This is a genomic window from Bradyrhizobium sp. 521_C7_N1_3 (assembly GCF_052075975.1).
Taxonomy (GTDB): domain Bacteria; phylum Pseudomonadota; class Alphaproteobacteria; order Rhizobiales; family Xanthobacteraceae; genus Bradyrhizobium; species Bradyrhizobium japonicum.
In genome coordinates this window covers 3,759,020-3,774,102 of record NZ_CP197232.1, presented here as the reverse complement: position 1 = coordinate 3,774,102, position 15,083 = coordinate 3,759,020, and the positions used below count along the sequence as shown (strand labels likewise).

General features: G+C 66.1%; 15 protein-coding genes. 11 read left to right on the top strand and 4 right to left on the bottom strand.

All coding sequences use genetic code 11. The features are described 5' to 3' along the window. Nucleotides 1-5 precede the first annotated feature (5 nt). The 11 genes from AB7008_RS17490 (at nucleotide 6) to AB7008_RS17440 (ending at nucleotide 10,727) form a co-directional block, all read left to right on the top strand. Complete coding sequence (locus AB7008_RS17490; protein ID WP_304493407.1) at nucleotides 6-332, top strand: hypothetical protein; 327 nt, start codon at nucleotides 6-8, stop codon at nucleotides 330-332. Nucleotides 333-336: 4 nt separating this feature from the next. Next, a complete protein-coding gene (gene scpA, locus AB7008_RS17485; RefSeq protein WP_304493406.1) occupies nucleotides 337-2,493 on the top strand; it encodes a methylmalonyl-CoA mutase in 2,157 nt (718 codons plus the stop codon). A gap of 37 nt (nucleotides 2,494-2,530) precedes the next feature. Continuing rightward, nucleotides 2,531-2,827 (top strand): nucleotidyltransferase family protein, encoded by a 297-nt coding sequence (locus tag AB7008_RS17480; protein WP_028147000.1) that lies wholly within the window; start codon nucleotides 2,531-2,533, stop codon nucleotides 2,825-2,827. Nucleotides 2,828-2,859: 32 nt separating this feature from the next. Beyond that, entirely contained in the window at nucleotides 2,860-3,633 is a 774-nt protein-coding gene (locus tag AB7008_RS17475) for an RsiV family protein (RefSeq protein ID WP_441261215.1), read from the top strand. Between the two features lie 130 nt (nucleotides 3,634-3,763). After that, nucleotides 3,764-4,756 carry a tripartite tricarboxylate transporter substrate binding protein gene (locus AB7008_RS17470; RefSeq protein ID WP_041955717.1) on the top strand — a complete coding sequence of 331 codons (993 nt, stop codon included), beginning with the start codon at nucleotides 3,764-3,766 and terminating at the stop codon, nucleotides 4,754-4,756. Between the two features lie 192 nt (nucleotides 4,757-4,948). Further along, on the top strand, nucleotides 4,949-5,443 hold the full coding sequence (locus AB7008_RS17465; protein WP_441259148.1) for a tripartite tricarboxylate transporter TctB family protein: 495 nt from the start codon (nucleotides 4,949-4,951) through the stop codon (nucleotides 5,441-5,443). 4 nt (nucleotides 5,444-5,447) lie between these two features. Next, on the top strand, nucleotides 5,448-6,959 hold the full coding sequence (locus AB7008_RS17460) for a tripartite tricarboxylate transporter permease (RefSeq protein WP_028159718.1): 1,512 nt from the start codon (nucleotides 5,448-5,450) through the stop codon (nucleotides 6,957-6,959). Between the two features lie 51 nt (nucleotides 6,960-7,010). Further along, nucleotides 7,011-8,000, top strand: a complete 990-nt coding sequence (gene meaB / locus AB7008_RS17455; RefSeq protein ID WP_441259147.1) for a methylmalonyl Co-A mutase-associated GTPase MeaB — start codon at nucleotides 7,011-7,013, stop codon at nucleotides 7,998-8,000. Next, on the top strand, nucleotides 7,997-8,653 hold the full coding sequence (locus AB7008_RS17450) for a pyroglutamyl-peptidase I family protein (RefSeq protein ID WP_441259146.1): 657 nt from the start codon (nucleotides 7,997-7,999) through the stop codon (nucleotides 8,651-8,653). Before meaB ends, AB7008_RS17450 begins: the two co-directional genes overlap by 4 nt. A gap of 199 nt (nucleotides 8,654-8,852) precedes the next feature. After that, nucleotides 8,853-10,223: a TIGR03808 family TAT-translocated repetitive protein gene (locus AB7008_RS17445; protein WP_441259145.1), complete on the top strand. Its 1,371-nt coding sequence runs from the start codon at nucleotides 8,853-8,855 to the stop codon at nucleotides 10,221-10,223. A gap of 195 nt (nucleotides 10,224-10,418) precedes the next feature. Next, a complete protein-coding gene (locus tag AB7008_RS17440; protein WP_028146992.1) occupies nucleotides 10,419-10,727 on the top strand; it encodes a GIY-YIG nuclease family protein in 309 nt (102 codons plus the stop codon). Between the two features lie 129 nt (nucleotides 10,728-10,856). Here AB7008_RS17440 and AB7008_RS17435 read toward each other — a convergent pair whose 3' ends face one another. From AB7008_RS17435 to AB7008_RS17420, 4 genes are all read right to left on the bottom strand, one after another. Then, nucleotides 10,857-11,552, bottom strand: a complete 696-nt coding sequence (locus tag AB7008_RS17435) for a TIGR03809 family protein (protein ID WP_441261214.1) — start codon at nucleotides 11,550-11,552, stop codon at nucleotides 10,857-10,859. Nucleotides 11,553-12,063: 511 nt separating this feature from the next. Beyond that, on the bottom strand, nucleotides 12,064-13,779 hold the full coding sequence (locus AB7008_RS17430; protein WP_441259144.1) for a S8 family serine peptidase: 1,716 nt from the start codon (nucleotides 13,777-13,779) through the stop codon (nucleotides 12,064-12,066). Between the two features lie 15 nt (nucleotides 13,780-13,794). Beyond that, a complete protein-coding gene (locus AB7008_RS17425; protein ID WP_441259143.1) occupies nucleotides 13,795-14,484 on the bottom strand; it encodes a hypothetical protein in 690 nt (229 codons plus the stop codon). After that, the gene (locus tag AB7008_RS17420) at nucleotides 14,481-15,050 is read right to left on the bottom strand and encodes a sigma-70 family RNA polymerase sigma factor (RefSeq protein WP_008140099.1); all 570 of its coding nucleotides are present in this window, start codon (nucleotides 15,048-15,050) and stop codon (nucleotides 14,481-14,483) included. The genes AB7008_RS17425 and AB7008_RS17420 overlap by 4 nt, the downstream gene beginning before the upstream one ends. Between the last annotated feature and the right edge of the window lie 33 nt (nucleotides 15,051-15,083).

The following is a 15,083-nucleotide window of genomic DNA, read 5'->3' as shown; positions in this document are numbered from 1 at the left end:
GACCCATGCGGCTCGGCATCAATCTGCGCGGCGACCTTGCCCGGCTCACTGATCCGGAGATTGCAGAAACTCTGCGATACCAATGGAATGAGTTCGAGGCGACCCAAGCGAGATCGAAGAGCACGTTGCGCCTGTCGATGCGTGGCCCGATCCGTCACCCTTGGGCATATCGACTGCTGTCCCTTGGGTTCGTGACCGGGCCTGGATTGTCCGCCTATCTCGGGAATATTTGGCTTGGGCTGTTCTCCCGTGAACGGCTACATTTGATCATGTGCGAAATACGCGATCTGCAAGACGAAATACAAAGCCGGTTGGCAGCAAAAAGAGCCTGACGCGATGACCCGCATTCCCAATTTCGCTGAAATCGCCTTCGAGCGCGCCGCCACCTCCGCTCCAACCGGCAGCACCGAGCCGTGGTTGACGCCCGAGGGCATTCTGGTGAAGCCCGCCTATGGCGAGGCGGATCTTGCCGGGCTCGATTTCCTCGAGACCTATCCGGGCATCGCGCCGTACCTGCGCGGGCCCTACCCGACCATGTATGTCAACCAGCCCTGGACCGTCCGGCAATATGCCGGCTTCTCCACGGCGGAGGATTCCAACGCGTTCTACCGCCGCAACCTGGCGGCCGGGCAGAAGGGTCTCTCGGTCGCGTTCGACCTCGCCACCCATCGCGGCTATGACTCTGATCATCCGCGCGTCGGCGGCGACGTCGGCATGGCCGGCGTTGCGATCGATTCTATCTACGACATGCGCACGCTGTTTGCGGGCATTCCGCTCGACCAGATGAGCGTGTCCATGACCATGAACGGCGCGGTGCTGCCGATCCTCGCGCTCTATGTCGCGGCCGCGGGCGAACAGGGCGTGGCACCGGAAAAGCTGTCGGGCACCATTCAGAACGACATTCTGAAAGAGTTCATGGTGCGCAACACCTACATCTATCCGCCCGCGCCCTCGATGCGGATCATCTCGGACATCTTCGCCTACACCTCCACGAAGATGCCGAAATACAATTCGATCTCGATCTCCGGCTATCATATGCAGGAGGCCGGGGCGACGCAGGATCTCGAGCTCGCCTACACGCTCGCCGACGGTGTCGAATATCTGCGCGCCGGTCTTGCCGCGGGCCTGGATGTTGACCGCTTCGCGCCGCGCCTGTCGTTCTTCTGGGCGATCGGCATGAACTTCTTCATGGAAGTCGCCAAGATGCGCGCCGCGCGCCTGCTCTGGGCGAAGCTGCTGAAGCCGTTCAACCCGAAGGACCCGCGCTCGCTCTCGCTGCGCACGCATTGCCAGACCTCGGGCTGGTCCCTGACCGCGCAGGACGTCTTCAACAACGTGATGCGCACTACGGTGGAGGCGATGGCGGCCACCCAAGGCCACACCCAGTCGCTGCACACCAACGCGCTCGACGAGGCCTTGGCGCTGCCGACCGACTTCTCGGCCCGCATTGCCCGCAACACCCAGCTCTTCCTGCAGCAGGAGAGCGGCACCACCCGCATCATCGATCCCTGGGGCGGCTCGTACTATGTCGAGCGGCTGACGCGAGATCTCGCTGCCAAGGCGTGGAGCCATATCCAGGAGGTCGAGGAGCTTGGCGGCATGGCCAAGGCCATCGAGGCCGGCGTGCCAAAACTGCGCATCGAGGAGGCCTCGGCCAAGACGCAAGCCCGGATCGATGCCGGCAAGCAGGCGGTGATCGGCGTCAACAAGTACAAGCCGACGGATGAGGCTCCCATCGACATTCTCAAGGTCGACAACACCAATGTCCGCCGCCTCCAGATCGACAAGCTGACGCGGCTCAAATCCGAGCGCAACCAGACCGACGTCGACGCGGCGCTTGCCGCGCTGACGCGCTCGGCCGGCGAAGGCAACGGCAATCTGCTCGCGCTCGCGATCGACGCGGCACGGGCGAAGGCCACCGTCGGCGAAATCTCGGACGCTATGGAAAAGGTGTTCGGCCGGCACCGTGCCGAGATCAAGTCCATCACCGGCGTCTACAAGCGGGAGGCGTCCAGCATGGGTAACCAGGTCGAGAAGGTTCAGGCGCTGATCGACGCATTCGAGGAGGCGGAAGGCCGCCGGCCGCGCATCCTGGTCGCCAAGATCGGCCAGGACGGCCACGACCGCGGCCAGAAGGTGATTGCCTCGGCCTTCGCCGACATCGGCTTCGACGTCGACATCGGGCCGCTGTTTGCAACTGCGGATGAAGCTGCGCGACAGGCGGTCGAGAACGACGTCCACATCCTCGGCGTCTCCTCGCTCGCCGCCGCCCATCTCACCGCTGTGCCTGAACTCAAGGCCGCGCTGAAGAAACAGGGCCGCGACGACATCATGATCATCATCGGCGGCGTGGTGCCGCCGCAGGATTACGACGCGCTCTATGCGGCCGGCGCCGAGGCGATCTTCCCGCCGGGCACGGTGATCGCGGAAGCCGCCGAGGAGCTGATCCGCAAGCTGAATGCCCGGCTCGGGCATAGCGAGGCGGCGGAGTAGATGGTACGCTGGCCGCATCACCGGCCGGGTAGTCTCCATGACACGTGATGAGGTCATCGCTGCGATACGCAGGAACGCCGATGCCATCAAAGCCAAGGGCGTCTCGAAGCTCGCCATCCTCGGCACGCGGGACGGCGACGATTATCACCCGCACAGCGACATCGACGTCCTGGTCGAGGTCGAACCGGAGGCCTCTTTCTCGCTGCTCAACCTGATCGACGTCGAGCAGATCATCGAGGATGCAACCGGCTTGCAGGCGCAGGCGACTGTCCGGCGCTCCGCCTCCCCCCACTCTGCGCAGCAGATCGCAGACCACATCCTCGAAATATTCTGACGCTCACGTAAGGAGCATTCCCCTTGAAGTTCATGATCGGTTTGAGCGTCGCCATGGCGCTTAGCGCAACGTGCGTCATCTCCGCCTTCGCAGCCGACCCCAAGCCCGACGCCGCCGTCAAGACCAAGAGCATCGACGCCCGCGTCTTCCTCGACGACAGGATCAAGACGGATGCGGCGCTCGCGGCGGATTGCCTTACGGAGGGCAGGAAGTGGCTCGACAAGAACGCGGCCGAGGCCGCCGCCGCGCGCAAGGAAGATCCGCAGTTCTTCAAGGACGGCGGCTGGGATTTCGAACGCAAATATGCGATCCGCTCCGTGGTCGGCGATCGCTATGTCAGCGTCCTGCGCAACGACTACATGGATACCCATGGCGCCCATCCCAACTCGGACGTGAACACGATCCTGTGGGACAAGAGCGAGCACAAGCGCATCTCGATCCGCCCGTTCTTCACCGAGACCGCCGACAACGGGGCGACCATGAAGGCGATGGTGAAGGCCGTGATCGCCTCGTTGAGAGCCGAGAAGAAGAAGCGTGACACCAGCGAGACGGCGACCGACGAGTGGTTCAAGAGCGTCGAGCCGAGCCTGCTCAAGATCGGCGCGGTGACGCTCGCGCCGTCAACCGAAGCGGGCAAGAGTTCCGGGCTCACCTTCCACTATCCGCCTTACGCGGTCGGCCCCTACGCCGAGGGCGAATATGTCGCCTTCGTGCCGTGGGAAACGCTCAAGACCTATCTCACGGCGGAAGGCATGCGCATCTTCGGCGGCGCGCGGCCGAAGGGCGACGCCGAGGAGCCGCAGTGATGATGTTTTGAGCAGCGACCGTTGCTCACAGCGCCGTGGTAGCGCTACCTTGCAGCGGCGCCGCAAAGCCGACTAGAATGCCTTCATTGACAAGAGCGCCCGGTGTCACGGGCGCCGCTGGGAGGCATTGATGTCCAAGATTTCGCGCCGCACTTTTGCGGCCTCTTCCGCCGCGATTGCCGCATCCGCCGCATTCGGTCTCACACCCGCGCGCGCACAGGCGTATCCGGCGCGCCCGGTCACCGTGATCGTGCCTTGGGGCGCCGGTGGCGGCACCGACGCGACTGCGCGCATTGTCGCAGCCCTGCTGGAAAAGGATCTCGGCCAGCCCTTCAACGTCGTCAACCGCACCGGCGGTTCAGGCGTGGTCGGCCATAGCGCGATCGCGACCGCGCAGCCGGACGGCTACACCATCGGCATGCTCACCGTCGAAATCTCGATGATGCACTGGCAGGGCCTCACCGAGCTGACGCCGAAGAGCTACACGCCGCTGGCGCTGATGAACGAGGACCCGCCCGGCATCCAGGTCTCCTCCTCCTCGCCCTACAAGACCGTCAAGGAGCTCGCCGAAGCCATCAAGGCGGCGCCCCCCGGCAAGTTCAAGGCGTCGGGCACCGGCCAGGGCGGCATCTGGCATCTCGCGCTGGTCGGCTGGATGCAGGCGATGGGCCTGCCCGCCAACCAGGTCGCCTGGGTGCCGTCGAATGGCGCTGCGCCCGCGATGCAGGATCTTGCCGCCGGCGGCCTCGACCTCACCACGTGCTCGGTGCCGGAGGCGCGCGCCATCATCGAGGCGGGCAAGGCGAAGAGCCTTGCCATCATGGCGCCGGCGCGCAACCCGATCTTCAAGGACGTGCCGACGCTGAAGGAGGCGATGGGCATCGACTACGCGACCGGCGCCTGGCGCGGCATCGGAGCGCCGAAGAACCTGCCGCCGGAGATCGCAACGAAGCTCACCGCGGCGCTGAAGAAGGTCTACGACTCCGCCGAGTTCAAGGACTTCATGAGCAATCGCGGCTTCGGCACCGTGTGGGGCGATGCCGGCCAGTTCGCGAGCTTCATGGACAAGGGCGACGCCCAGATGGGCGAGGCGATGAAGGCCGCCGGCCTGAGCAAGGCGTGATCCGCACCTGCGATGCTCTGATCGCCTCTCCCCGCTTGCCGGGAGAGGCCGGAATTCGCGCGAAGCGCGGATTCCGGGTGAGGGGGACTCTCCACGAGTCCAATTCTCACCTCCCCGGCGGAGAGCCCCCCTCACCCCAACCCTCTCCCCGCGCGCGGGGAGAGGGAGAATACCTCGCATAGGATTCTCGTCATGCGTCTTCCCGACTCCGTCACGGGATCGTTTCTCGTCGTGCTCGGCGCGGCGGCTGCCTATGGCGGCTGGATCCTGCCGCCGGTGCCGGGGCAGCCGGTCGGCCCCAACGTATTTCCGCTCGTGATCGGCATCGGGCTCGCGCTGTGCGGGCTCGCGATCGTGTTCGGCATCGGCCATTCCTTCGAGGAGGAGGAAGAGCTGGTCCCGCTCGAGGACGGCCAGGTGGCGGCTGCGCCGCCGCCGCAGGGCAAGCTCTACGGCCTGCGCGCTCTGCTGCCGCCGGCGCTGCTGCTGTTCTACGTCGCCGCCGCCGACCGGCTCGGCTTCATCATCACCGCGGCGATCATGGTCTACGTCACCTCGACCGCACTAGGGGCGAAGTGGAAGCTGGCGCTGCCGCTCGCGGTGCTGTCGCCCTTCGGCATCCACCTCATCTTCGGCAAGCTGCTGCGCGTGCCGCTCCCCGCTGGCCTGCTGCCGACGCCCTGGTGATCCCATGCTCAAGACCCTCATTGAAGCGTTCGCGCTGATCTCCACCTGGGAGGTCATCATCGCGATGTTCGCAGCCTCCGTGTACGGGCTCGTCATCGGCTCGCTGCCGGGCCTGTCGGCGACGATGGCGACCGCCCTGCTCGTTCCCGTCACCTTCTACCTCTCGCCGATCGCGGCAATCGCGACCATCGTCGCGGCCTCCTCGATGGCGATCTTCTCGGGCGACATCCCCGGCGCGCTGCTGCGCATTCCCGGCACCCCCGCTTCGGCAGCCTATGCCGACGAGGCCTACGCCATGACGCGCAAGGGCCAGGCCGAGCTGGCGCTGGGGGCCGGCGTCTGGTTCTCCGCCGTCGGCGGTATCGCCGGCGTGCTGTCGCTGATGATCCTGGCGCCGCCGCTCGCCGAGATCGCGCTGTCGTTCTCGACCTTCGAATATTTCTGGCTGGCGCTGCTCGGCCTGATGTGCGCCACTTTGGTCGCGCGCTCCTCGCCGGTGAAGGCGATCGCGGGCATGTTCCTCGGCCTGCTGGTGTCCTGCATCGGCATCGAGAATCCCGGCGGCGTGCCGCGCTTCACCTTCGGCATCACCGATTTGTTCGGCGGCATCGAGCCGATCCCGGCGCTGGTCGGCGTGTTCGCGGTGGCGCAGGTGATGCGTGCGATGCTGACGCCCGAACCGCCGCCGCTGCCGCGACGAAAATTCGGAAGCATCATGGCCGGCCAGTGGAAGCTGACCAAGAAGTATCACTGGCAGATGACGCGCGGGAACATCATCGGCATCATCATCGGCGTGCTGCCGGGCGCCGGCGCCGACATGGCCGCCTGGGTCTCCTATGCGATGTCCAAACGCTTCTCGAGGGAGCCTGAGAAATTCGGCACCGGCCATGTCGAGGGCCTGGTCGAGGCCGGCGCCAGCAACAATGCCAGCATCGCCTCGGGCTGGGTGCCCTCGCTGCTGTTCGGCATTCCCGGCGACACCATCGCGGCGATCGCGATCGGCGTGCTCTACATGAAGGGCCTCAATCCCGGCCCGACGCTGTTCACCGAGAAGGCGTCGAGCATGTACGCGATCTATCTGATGTTCATCATCGCGAACATCCTGATGATCCCGCTCGGCATCGCCATGATCCGGATCGCCGCCTACATCCTGCTGGCACCGCGCTCCGCCATCATGCCGATCATCATGCTGTGCTGTGCGGTCGGCTCGTTCGCGATCGGCAACAACATGTTCGGCGTCGTCACCGTCGCCGCCTTCGGCGTGATCGGCTATGTGATGGAGGCCAATGGCTATCCAGTGGCCGCGATGGTGCTCGGCATCGTCATGGGCACCATGGTCGAGCAGGCCTTCGTCACCTCGCTGATCAAGTCGGACGGCAGCATTTTGCCGTTCTTCGAGCGGCCTGTCGCGGCGATCCTCGCCGCCATGGCGATCGGCGCGCTGCTCTGGCCGGTGATGGTGTGGGTCTGGCGCAAGCTGAAGCCGGTGCAGACCGCAGCGGCAACATCCCGGTGATAGGAGGCGGGCAGCCCTCGCCTACCCCGCCAGGGCGTTGTAAAGCGGGGCATGACTGAGAAGAAGGCCTCGCTGGACATCAAGCCCCTCGCCCGCGACTTGCGCTCCGGCAGTCGCGCAGCCCTCGCCCGGGCCATCACCCTGGTGGAGAGCCGGCGCGGCGACCATCAGGCGCTGGCGCGCGAGCTGGTGCAGATGCTGCTGCCCGACACCGGCAAGGCGGTTCGCGTCGGCATCACCGGCTCGCCCGGCGTCGGCAAGTCCACCACCGTCGACGCGCTCGGGACGTACCTGATCGAACAGGGCAACAAGGTCGCGGTGCTCGCGGTCGATCCGTCCTCGGCGCGCAGCGGCGGCTCGATCCTTGGCGACAAGACGCGGATGGCGCGGCTTTCGGCCTCCGATGACGCCTTCATCCGTCCCTCGCCATCGTCAGGCACCCTCGGCGGCGTCGCCGCCAAGACGCGCGAGGCCATGCTGTTGTGCGAAGCCGCCGGCTTCGACGTCGTGCTGGTCGAGACCGTCGGCATCGGCCAGTCCGAGACCGCAGTCTGCGACATGACCGATTTCTTCCTCGCGCTGATGCTGCCGGGCGGCGGCGACGAGCTGCAAGGCATCAAGAAGGGCCTGGTCGAGCTCGCCGACATGATCGCGATCAACAAGGCCGACGGCGACAACCTCAAGCGCGCCAACATCACAGCCGCCGACTATCGCGGCGCACTGCATATTTTGGCGCCGCGCTCCGAGCACTGGCATCCGCCGGTCGAGACCTATTCGGCGCTGACCGGCGACGGCATCGCAAAAATTTGGCAAAAGATCCTCGATCACCGCAAGGCGATGAATGCATCCGGTGATTTCGTCGCGCGGCGGCGCGAGCAGCAGGTGAAGTGGATGTGGTCGATGCTGGAGCAGCGCATGCTGGCGCGGCTGCGCAGCGAGGCGTCGGTGCGGACCAAGGTCAGGAAGATCGAGGCCGAGGTGGCCGAAGGCCATCTCACGCCGGCACTCGCCGCCGAGCAGATTCTGGAGTTGCTGCAATGAGCGAAAAGCTCCGCATTCTCCTCACCGGCTTCGGACCGTTTCCCGGCGCGCCCTATAACCCGACCCAGCCGCTGGTGGCGCGGCTGACGCAATTGCGCCGTCCGGCGCTCGACGACGTCGCGCTCGCGAGCCACATCTTCCCGGTCACCTATGCTGCGGTCGACCGGCAATTGCCGGATGTGCTCGCGAAGGAGAAGCCGGATGCGCTGCTGATGTTCGGCCTCGCCGCGCGCACACCGTACCTGCGCATCGAGACCCGCGCGCGCAATGCCGTCACCATGCTCTGGCCCGATGCCGCCAACACCCGCTCCAGCAAGCGCGGCATCGCCGGCCATGCGGACGCGATGACGTTCGGTCCGCACACGGCAAGGCTGCTGCGCGCCGCGCGCCTCACCGGCATCGACGCGCGCGCCTCGCGCGATGCCGGCGCCTATCTCTGCAATTATCTCAGCTGGCGCGCGATCGAGAACGTGAGGGCGGGCGGACCGCAGCTCGCGGCGTTCATTCACATTCCCTTGCTCGCGCGCAGCGGCGCGGTGCGCCGCAAGGGCGCACCGCGGATCACGCTGGAGGAGCTGGTGGACGCGGGGGAAGCGATGCTGATCGAGATGGTGGGGGTGGCGCGGAAGCGGCGGAACACACCGGCTTCGTAGGGTGGGCAAAGGCGCGCTTGCGCCGTGCCCGCCATGCATCCGCATCGGTTGTAACAATGGTGGGCACGCTACGCTTTGCCCACCCTACGGCACCGTCTTTGCGGTAAACATTTAACCCTACCGCGAACAATCCTCACGGCCTCCGCCGCCCTGCGCTACCTAACTCCCGCGGACCCCCGCGTCCGCCGGAGGACGCGTCATGGACCTCAATCGTCGCCATCTCATCGGAGCTTCGACCGCAGGCATCGCGGGCGCGCTCGCCATGCCGGCCGATGCCGCGCGCGCGGCGCCGCTGACATCCCTGCTCGGCCGCGATGCCACGCAATACGGCGTGCGGCCCGGCAGCAGCGAGGACCAGACCCGCGTGCTCCAGCGCGCCATCGACGACGCTGCGCGGGCGCGGATGCCGCTGGCACTGCCGCCCGGCGTGTATCGCAGCGGATTGCTGCGGCTGCCGAACGGTTCGCAATTGATCGGCGTGCGTGGCGCGACGAAACTCATTTTTACCGGCGGGGCCTCGGCGATCCAGAGCGACGGCTCGGACTCGATCGGCCTCACCGGCATCAGCTTCGACGGCGGCAATATTCCGCTGCCGACCCGACGCGGACTGATCCACGTCCTCGGCGGGCGTGATGTCCGCATCAGCGATTGCGAGATCATCGGCTCCGGCGGGAGCGGCATCTGGCTCGAGCAGGTGTCCGGCGACATCTCCGGCAACATCTTCACCAACATCGCGGTGACGGCGGTCGTCTCGTTCGACGCCAGGGGCCTCAGCGTCTCGCGCAACACCATCATCGGCACCAACGACAACGGCATCGAGATCCTGCGCACCGCAATCGGCGATGACGGCACGCTGGTCACTGATAACCGCATCGAGGGCATCAAGGCCGGTCCCGGCGGCTCGGGCCAGTACGGCAACGCCATCAACGCGTTTCGCGCCGGCAACGTGATTGTGCGCGGCAACCGCATCAGGAACTGCGATTACTCGGCGGTGCGCGGCAATTCGGCTTCGAACATCCACATAACAGGCAACAGCGTCAGCGACGTGCGCGAGGTCGCGCTCTATTCGGAGTTCGCGTTCGAGGCCGCGATTATCGCCAACAACACGGTCGATGGTGCCGCCGTCGGCGTCTCCGTCTGCAATTTCAACGAGGGCGGCCGCATCGCGGTGGTCCAGGGCAACATCATCCGCAATCTGATCCCGAAGCGGCCGATCGGCACCGCCCCCGACGACGATGCCGGCGTGGGCATCTACATCGAGGCTGACAGCTCCGTGACCGGCAATGTGATCGAGAACGCGCCGTCCTACGGCATCGTCGCCGGCTGGGGCAAATATCTGCGCGACGTCGCGATCACGGGCAACGTGATCCGCAAGGCACTGGCCGGCGTCGGCGTCTCCGTGGTGTCCGGCGCAGGCACCGCGCTCGTCAACAACAACATGATCTCGGAAACCCCGCGCGGCGCCGTGGTCGGGCTCGATCATGCCCGTGCGGTGACGTCGGATCTGTCGGCCGACGGCGCGCAGCGCTTCGCGCAGCTGGTGGTCGGCGGCAATGCGGTGCGGCGGTAGGTGTGGCTGACAACGGGGCCGCTCATCCTTCGAGGCTCGCACTGCGGCGCTCTGCACCGCAGAACTCGCACCTCAGGATGACGGGATAGCTTTAGGTTGTTTCATAAAAACTTGACAACCCAAGTACTGCCGTCATCCTGAGGTGCGAGCCGCGCGGTGCGGAGCATCGCGCGGGGAGCCTCGAAGGATGATGTTGTGGGCATCTATGTCTACATGCTGCGCTGTGCGGATGGCTCCTTCTATATCGGGAGCGCTACCGGCGAGGACGTGTCGAGACGCGTCGACGAACACAATGCCGGTGCCTATCCGGGATACACCTATTCGAGACGGCCAGTTGTCCTGATGTGGTCGGAGTATTTCGATCGGATCACCGACGGCATTGCGGCTGAGCGACAGCTCAAGGGGTGGAGTCGCGCCAAGAAGGAGGCGCTCATCCGCTCGGATTGGGGATCGGTGAGCCAGCTTGCGCGGCGGCGGGCGGGAGCGCCGAGGTCCAAGAAGTAAGCGTCAGCGCGGCGGCAGACGGGCCGTGCATCCTTCGAGGCTCCTCACGTGGCGCCTTGCGCCACGTGTCTCGCACCTCAGGATGACGGGGTTGGGGAGGACGCGGTGGTCCTCTTGAACATTCGTCCCTTAAAACGTGTTCCTCAGCAGCGGGTACTTCGCTTGCAGGCCGTCGAGGCTGAAGGTGAATTCGACGACGCGCTCGGGTGCGGCGACGATTTCGGCGGCGGGCGGGGCGAACTGCGGCAGGAGCGTTGCCATTGCAGCCGGCACGGCGGGCGGCGCCTTCACGGCAGGTGCGGTGAACGCCGCCATTGCGGCAGGCGGGGCGACCGGCGGCCTCACAGCGGGCGCGGCGAGCGGCGCGCGCGCAGCGAGAGCCTTGAGCGGCGCGACAGCCGCAGGCGCAGTGAACAATGCCACTGCAGCAGGCGTCGCTCGCGGCGCGAGCGGGGCTTCGGTGATTTCGGCAAGGATCTGCGGCTCGGGCGCGAGCCTGACCGGGACGGCGGTCCCTGCGGCGATGTGGACGGCCTTCGGCTGCACGGTCTGCGCCTGTTGCTCGCGCGGCAACACGCGGGACATGGTCGCCGGCGACCAGCCGAATGCGGGCGAGACACTCGCGGCCGCCGCCGCCACGTCACCACCGGTCGCGAGCGCGCGCCAGGTCTGGACGGCGCGCTTGGCTTCCTGGATGTTTTCGAGGAATGCGATCTCGGAGTGATAGCGGCGCCAGCGTCCGGTCTCGAACATTTCGGAGAGGTGTTCCAGCCGCTGCTCGGCGAGAGCACACCAGCGTGCCGCAATGTCGCGGCCACGCGCCACGTCGCGAATAGCCTCTTGGCGATGTGTCATAAACCAGCCCGTCAGGAGAAAAATACGGACGCGACGCAACGCACACGAATCAATTTAGACGCGACATGAATATTTTGTGGAAAAGTTTTGACTTGTCCAGCAACGACACGCCGGTCGTCGTCAATCACCGTAGTCGTGCGGAGAATTGCTGTGTTTTGGAGTCAAGCTTCGCACAAGCATAACCGGCCTGCGGGGCGTCTCGCGGACGCCGACAATGGGCGCAGCCACGTTCGCTCAACCGGAAGCTGATCGCGCCGGGCGGTTCAAGAAATCAGACGCCTGAAAAGAAAAGACCCGTCCGGGGGGACAACCGGACGGGTCGAGCCATATGGGCGCTTGGGGTGGATGGGCGCTCGCGCCTGATATGACTTATGGGGAGGGATGACCGCTCCCACATAATTTGGTCGTGGCAGCCGGCTGAACGTTCAATGCGGCGTTCGATTTCTTGGCCGTCGCACCGCGCGCAAAGTTGTCGCAGCCGCTATCGCGTCGCCGGCCTATCCGCCTGAGAAATCGTGGATTTATCGTCTGCGCTCGACAGCGAAGGTTGTTCGATCGCGCGGGTGCCAGGCTCGTCGCGACGCTTCTCGGCATCTTCACGTTTTGTTGTACCGGACGCAGCCGCAACAGGCGTCGCGCTGTCGACGGGAACGGCCATCACCGCGGCAAACGCGTCGGCCTCACCGTCGCCGAACAGATCATCACGGCCGGGGGAACCGAGGTCGCGCGCGGTCTTCGCCAGCGTCATGCGCAGCGCCTCCGGCTTGAGCGTGTAATTGCGCTCGAGCAGCAGCGCGGCGACGCCCGAGACATAGGCGGCCGAGAACGAGGTCCCAGAGGTCATCTGATACTTGCCGTCGGGCGCGGGCAGGAAGATGTCGACGCCCGGTGCCGCCAGCGCGACGTAATTGCCGCGGTTGGACGCCGAGAACAGCTTGTCCTGCTGGTCGGTCGCGCTGACCGCGATCACGTTGGGATTGGCGGCAGGATAAAGCGGCGGCGATTTTGCGCCGGCATTACCGGCGGCCGCGATCAGCACCAGCCCGCGGGCGGCGGTCGCCGCGATGGCGCGCTCGATCACGGCGTCCTTCGGACCGGCAAAGCTCATATTGACGATCTGCGCGCCGTGCTCGGCGGCGTAATTCAGCGAGCGCAGGACGATGTAGGACGAGCTCTGGGCTCCCCCCGTCGAGCCGCCAAAGGCGCGAATGGCGATGATGCGCGCCTCGGGCGCGCTGCCCATCAGCTTGGCATGCGCCACGATGGCGCCGGCAATGCCGGTGCCATGGACATGCGGGCCCTCGGCGCTGCCGAGCGCATCAAAGTTGTCGGCGATGGAATGGGCGAGCTCGGGATGCTGGGCGTCGATGCCGGAGTCGATCACGGCAATCGTCACGTTGGCGCCGTGCACCAGCGTATGCGCCTGCGGCAGGCGGAGCCTGGCCAGCGCATATTGCGCGGGATCGCCCTCGGTCGGCACCGACGATTTCTGATCCTGGAGCACGTAGCGGAAGTTCGGCTGGACCGAGCGCACGCTGCCGTCGGCGGCGAACTCACGTCGCACCGTCTCGGAAGGCCTGCCGTCCGTGATGCGGAACAGGCCGAACGTCGCCCCGATCAGCGGGAAATTCTCCGATGAGACGCGCGTCAAGCCGTGGCGACGCGCAAGCTCGTCGGCTTCGGTGGCCGACAGCGCGCCGTCGATCTCGGCCACGAATTCATTGGCGAAGGTGCGCAAGTCGACGGCAGCCGGCGTGCTGTTGCCCCGCCCCTTCCCCGCGCTCTTCTTGCCCGATTTGCCCGCGCCATCGCCGCCCGCGCCCGGCTGCGCCAGGCATTCGCCGTCGGCGTCGCGATAGGGGGCCGTGCAGGCGGGGTACAGGTTCGGCGAATAGCGCGCATAGGGCAGCACTGGGACCGGTCTCATCCGCGCCGTGGTGATGGTACGCGGGATGGCAGGGATAGCCCGCGGGCCTGGGGCGACGCCGACAGCCCGGGCGCCGACACCGGGGCTGACGCGCGCGGCGATGCTGGGAGAGATGGTCGGGGTGCGCGTGGGGACGCTGATCGTCGGCGTGCGCATGATCGCCTGCGCCTGCGCAACCTCGACGCCGAGACCGGCCGCGAGCAGGAGTGCAGCTCCGACCGATGAAGCGTAGGCCCCGGCTCGCGACTTACTCTCGGACTTGCGCGTCATCGGTGCAGCGGCGCCTTACGGCGCCGCGACGGCGAGGTTGACGAACTTCTCGCGCGACATCCTGCCGAGCAGCGAGGCGAGCTCGTCCCGGCTCATCGCCTTGTCGAACTGGAGACGGAACATGCCGCCCTTGGCATCGCCGATGATCGAAGCGTGGTAGCTGTCGAGCAGCGCGGTGATGTCGGCGACGCGCGCCTCGGGCGCGAAGCGCACCAGCGCGCGCGCAGGTGCAGCTCCAAGGTCGCGCGTGATCGGCGCGCCGACCGACAGCGAAGCGGTCTCGAAGGTCGCGGTCTGGGTCTTCATCAGCACGGCGCCGAGGATGCCGGCCTGGAGCAGCAGCGCGATGGCACCCAGGCTCGCCGACCAGGCCAGCGTACGCGGCGACAGGCTCGAGAAGAAGGTCGCGATGCGCGCCGAGAGCGGCGGCGAACCGACCGGCCGCGCCGGCTCGGCATCGATCGCGGCAAACAGCTTCTGCATCGCCCGCGCCGACGGAGCCCCCAAGCTCTCGTTCAGATGGATGGTCTCTTCGTACTCGCCGCGGATCGCGGCATATTGCTTTGCAAGCGCCGGATCACGCGCCAGCGCTTCCTCGACGCGGCGAGCGTCACGCGCGTTCAGCGTGCCGGCAGCGTGCCAGGGCAGCAGGAGTTCAATTTCACTGGGCTCTTGCTCCAGCATCTTCTTGCTCAATGCCATCATGGCCAGCCTCGCTCAACGCCGGCTGCCTTCAGCAGTTCGGCCAGTTTCTTGCGCGCGTAGAACAAGCGCGTCTTCACAGTGTTCTCCGGAATACCGACGATTTCGGCCACTTCTTCCACGGATTTCTCGTGGTAGTAGACGAGATCGACGATTTCCCGATGGTCCGGCGAGAGGCCCGTCAGACACTCGCGCAACGCTTCACTGGTATCCTTCTTCTGCACCGCGATTTCCGGATCGTCAGATGAATCCTCGATCGCGTTGGCAGCTTCGTCGTCCAACCCAACGTCCTTCCTGCGCCGGAGCGCAGACAGGGCCTTGAATCGGGTGATTGCCAGCAGCCAGGTGGAAACGGCGGAACGACCCTCGAACTTGCCGGCTTGACGCCAGACGTCGAGAAACACCTCGCTGATGAGGTCTTCCGCCGCCTGCTCGTCCCGCACGAGCCTCAGCCCGAACCTGTAGACCCTGACATGGTGCCGCCCGTACAGCACCTGCATGGCGAGCCGGTCACCTTGAGCGATCCTGGCGATCAGGACCTCGTCCGAAGCCGCCTGTGTCACGCTCAATGCCCGTCTCGCAAAGTTGGTCGGGTCGGCGTG

What these genes read in the sequence shown, in the direction of transcription:
- AB7008_RS17460 (WP_028159718.1), top strand. Translation starts at nt 5,448, where the DNA reads ATGCTCAAGACCCTCATTGAAGCGTTCGCGCTGATCTCCACCTGGGAG.
- AB7008_RS17465 (WP_441259148.1), top strand. Translation starts at nt 4,949, where the DNA reads ATGCGTCTTCCCGACTCCGTCACGGGATCGTTTCTCGTCGTGCTCGGC.
- scpA (WP_304493406.1), top strand. Translation starts at nt 337, where the DNA reads ATGACCCGCATTCCCAATTTCGCTGAAATCGCCTTCGAGCGCGCCGCC.
- AB7008_RS17490 (WP_304493407.1), top strand. Translation starts at nt 6, where the DNA reads ATGCGGCTCGGCATCAATCTGCGCGGCGACCTTGCCCGGCTCACTGAT.
- AB7008_RS17480 (WP_028147000.1), top strand. Translation starts at nt 2,531, where the DNA reads ATGACACGTGATGAGGTCATCGCTGCGATACGCAGGAACGCCGATGCC.
- AB7008_RS17475 (WP_441261215.1), top strand. Translation starts at nt 2,860, where the DNA reads ATGATCGGTTTGAGCGTCGCCATGGCGCTTAGCGCAACGTGCGTCATC.
- AB7008_RS17425 (WP_441259143.1), bottom strand. Translation starts at nt 14,484, where the DNA reads ATGATGGCATTGAGCAAGAAGATGCTGGAGCAAGAGCCCAGTGAAATT.
- AB7008_RS17430 (WP_441259144.1), bottom strand. Translation starts at nt 13,779, where the DNA reads ATGACGCGCAAGTCCGAGAGTAAGTCGCGAGCCGGGGCCTACGCTTCA.
- AB7008_RS17470 (WP_041955717.1), top strand. Translation starts at nt 3,764, where the DNA reads ATGTCCAAGATTTCGCGCCGCACTTTTGCGGCCTCTTCCGCCGCGATT.
- AB7008_RS17450 (WP_441259146.1), top strand. Translation starts at nt 7,997, where the DNA reads ATGAGCGAAAAGCTCCGCATTCTCCTCACCGGCTTCGGACCGTTTCCC.
- AB7008_RS17445 (WP_441259145.1), top strand. Translation starts at nt 8,853, where the DNA reads ATGGACCTCAATCGTCGCCATCTCATCGGAGCTTCGACCGCAGGCATC.
- meaB (WP_441259147.1), top strand. Translation starts at nt 7,011, where the DNA reads ATGACTGAGAAGAAGGCCTCGCTGGACATCAAGCCCCTCGCCCGCGAC.